The organism is Alienimonas sp. DA493 (assembly GCF_043951915.1).
In the GTDB taxonomy this organism is placed as follows: Bacteria; Planctomycetota; Planctomycetia; order Planctomycetales; family Planctomycetaceae; genus Alienimonas.
The window spans coordinates 1-2,887 of record NZ_JBINJD010000278.1 but is presented as its reverse complement, the minus strand read 5'-3'; the positions used below and the strand labels follow the sequence as shown (position 1 = coordinate 2,887).

4 protein-coding genes are annotated in these 2,887 nt (G+C 76.2%); all 4 read left to right on the top strand.

Annotated features, from left to right (window positions below):
* The coding region (locus ACG2DA_RS22280; protein WP_395258830.1) for a tol-pal system YbgF family protein at positions 1-1,114 on the top strand (1,114 nt) is incomplete at its 5' end.
* Positions 1,115-1,152: 38 nt separating this feature from the next.
* Positions 1,153-1,983 carry a MotA/TolQ/ExbB proton channel family protein gene (locus ACG2DA_RS22275; protein WP_395258828.1) on the top strand — a complete coding sequence of 277 codons (831 nt, stop codon included), beginning with the start codon at positions 1,153-1,155 and terminating at the stop codon, positions 1,981-1,983.
* Complete coding sequence (locus tag ACG2DA_RS22270) at positions 1,980-2,408, top strand: ExbD/TolR family protein (RefSeq protein WP_395258826.1); 429 nt, start codon at positions 1,980-1,982, stop codon at positions 2,406-2,408. The genes ACG2DA_RS22275 and ACG2DA_RS22270 overlap by 4 nt, the downstream gene beginning before the upstream one ends.
* Positions 2,405-2,869, top strand: coding sequence for an ExbD/TolR family protein (locus ACG2DA_RS22265; RefSeq protein ID WP_395258824.1), 465 nt, complete (start codon positions 2,405-2,407; stop codon positions 2,867-2,869). The genes ACG2DA_RS22270 and ACG2DA_RS22265 overlap by 4 nt, the downstream gene beginning before the upstream one ends.
* Positions 2,870-2,887: the final 18 nt, after the last annotated feature.

Sequence of the window (2,887 nt, the reverse complement as noted above, 5' to 3'; positions counted from 1 at the left end):
CTCCACGGGCGCTGCCGTCGTGCTGGCGGCGGTTCTCGCCGCGACCGCGGCCGCGGAGGACGTGGTGACGGTCCGCACCGAGGACGGCGGGCGGCGGGACGCGGTGGGGGAGGTGGTCGCCTACGACTCGAACCTGCTGTCGCTGCGGGCGCCGACCGGGGCGCTGCTGGATTTCCCGGCGGGCGACGTGGTGAAGGTGACGACCCCGCGGCTGCCGGATCACCTCGCCGGCCTGCGGGCCTGGGCGGAGCGGGACGCGGCGGCGGCCCGGGAGAAGCTCGCCGCCGCCCTCGAACAGGAACCGCGGGAGTGGGTGCGGCGGGAGATTCTCGCGGCGCTGATCACCGCGGACCTCGCCGCCGCGGACCGGGCGTCCGCCGGGGGGCGGTTCCTCGCCCTGTACCGCAGCGATCCGGGGGCGACCGAGCGGCTGGGGCTGATGCCGGTCCCCTGGGGCGACCGCCCGCCGCGGGGCGACGACCTCGCCGCGGCGAACCGCTGGATCCACGGCCCGGACGACGTGGAGCAGTTGCTCGGCGCCGGCGTGCTGGTCGGCTCCCCCGCCCGCCGGGCCGGCGCCGTGGAGGTCCTGCAGCGGCTGAGCCGGTCGGGTTCCAGCGAGATTGCGGAGCTGGCCCGGCTCCAGCGTTGGCGGGCGAAGCTGTTGGCCGGCGAGGGAACCCGGACGGAGTTGGACGCCGCCCGCCGCCGGATCGACGGGCTGCCGGAGCCGCTGCGGGCCGGGCCGCTGTTCACGCTCGGCGTCGCCGCTGAGGCGGCGGGGCGGAGCGACGAGGCGGTCGAGGCGTTCCTGTGGTCTCCCGTGACGGACTCGGCCGACCCAGTCCGGGCCGCCGACGGCCTGCTGCGGGCCGGCGATCTGCTGCGGCAGGGCGACCCGTCGGCGGCGATCCGGCTGTGGCGGGAGGCCGTCGCCCGGTTCCCCTTCGCCGAGGCCGCCGAGGACGCCCGCCGTCGGCTCGACGAGTTCCGCCCCGCCCCGGCCGCCCCCGCCGACGGGGCGGCGGACGACAGGGCGGCCGACGACAGGGTGACCGACGACGGCTCGGCCGCCGCCGCGACTGCCGTTCCGGCATCGGCGGACTCCCCCTAAACTCCCCCGCCCGCCCCCCAATCCCACCCCGCCGCGTCGTGCCCCGCCATCTTCCCCGCACGTGCGTCGCCGCGGTCGCGCTGCTCTTCACGCCCGTCGCGTTCGGTCAGGAGGCGGAGGCCCCGCCCGAGGCCGCCGGCGGACCGGAGTTGCGCGAACTGCTGGAAGCCGGCGGGGTCGTGGGGCTGCTGATCGTCGCCCTCTCCGTGGCGATGGTGGCGCTGATCGTGCAACAGATGCTCGCCGTGCGGCGCGGCCGGCTGCTGCCCCGCGGATTGGCGGGCGAGGCCCACGGGCTGATCTCCCGCAAACGGTTCAAGGAGGCGGCGGAGGTCGCCGCCCGCCGCGGCGGCCTGCTGGGCCGGCTGGTGCACGCCGGGGCCGTCGAGGCGGACCGCGGTTACGAGGCGGCGGAGAAGGCGATGGAGGACGCCGCCGCCGAGGAGGCCGCCCGGCTGACCCGGCGGGCGGAGTACCTGTCCGTGATCGCCACCGTCGCCCCGATGCTCGGGCTGCTGGGGACCGTCTGGGGCATGATGCTGGCCTTTAACGAGTTCAGCACGAAGGCGAACCCGCAGGTCTCCGAGTTGGCCCCGGGCATCTTCAAGGCGCTGGTCACCACCCTGCTGGGGCTGGGCGTGGCGGTGCCGGCGGTGGCCTCCTTCGCCCTGCTGCGGAACCGGATCGACGAACTGGTCGCCGAGGCCGCCGGCGCCGCGGAGCACATCTTCAGCGAACTGCGGCGGAGCGCCCCGGCCTCCAAGCCCGCCCCGACGAGGTCCCGCGGGGCCTCGGCGTCTCCGACGCCCCCGCAGCAGGCTCCCGCGGGGCCGGTGGCGCCGCTGGGGCGGCGGGGGGCCGGGCTGTGAGGACGCCCGCCCGCCGCCGGACGACGCTGCGGTTCAGCATGACGCCGCTGATCGACGTCACCTTCCTGCTGGTCACCTTCTTCCTGGCGGCCTCCCAGTTGGTGAAGATCGACGCCGGGGAGCGGGTCGACCTGCCCAGCGCCACGCTCGCCGCCGCCGCGGAGGCGGCGACGCCGAACCGCGTGACGGTGACGGTCGCCGCCGACGGCACGCTGCGGGTGGCCGGGCAGGTGCGGGATCGGGTGTTCGTCGCGGCGCTGTTCGCCGACGCGGGCTCCAAGCCCGATCCGGAAGTGCGGCTGCGGTGCGACCGGGCGGCGCCGTTCTCGGAGGTCGAACCGCTGCTGGTCGCCTGCGCCGAAGCCGGCGTGCGGGACGTGAAATTCGCGGTGCTCCAGCGTGAGGGCGGCGGGGGGGACCGATGAAGCTCCCCAAACGGCACGACGACGCGGAGGCCCGCCGCGAGCAGGCCCTCACGCCGATGATCGATCTGGTGTTCCTCCTGCTCACCTTCTGGATCTGCGCCAGCGTGGGCCGGGTCAGCGAGCAGGTCCTCGCCACAGAACTCAGCGGCACGGCGATCGAGTCGAACGTGGCGCCCGAGGACGAACCGCCCCCGCCGCTGGGCGAGCTGTGGGTGCGGCTGGACCGGGCCGGGAACCTGACGACCGTCACCGTCAACGAACGCACCTACCCGGGTCTGGAGGCGTTGGAGGAGGCGTTCCGCGGCCTCGCGGCGGCCGACGCGGCGGGCGAGTTGCCGGTGATCCTCGACGTCGGCGGCGCCGTCCCGGCCGGCGACGTGGTGCGGGTCTACGACGCGGCCCGGGCCTCGGGGTTCGAACAGGTCAGCTTCGCGGCGGACGCGGCGCCCGCCGCCCCCTGAGCCCCGACCGTGAGGGAG

Coding starts and splice junctions, on each gene's coding strand:
- ACG2DA_RS22265 (WP_395258824.1), top strand. CDS start 2,405: ATGAAGCTCCCCAAACGGCACGACGACGCGGAGGCCCGCCGCGAGCAG.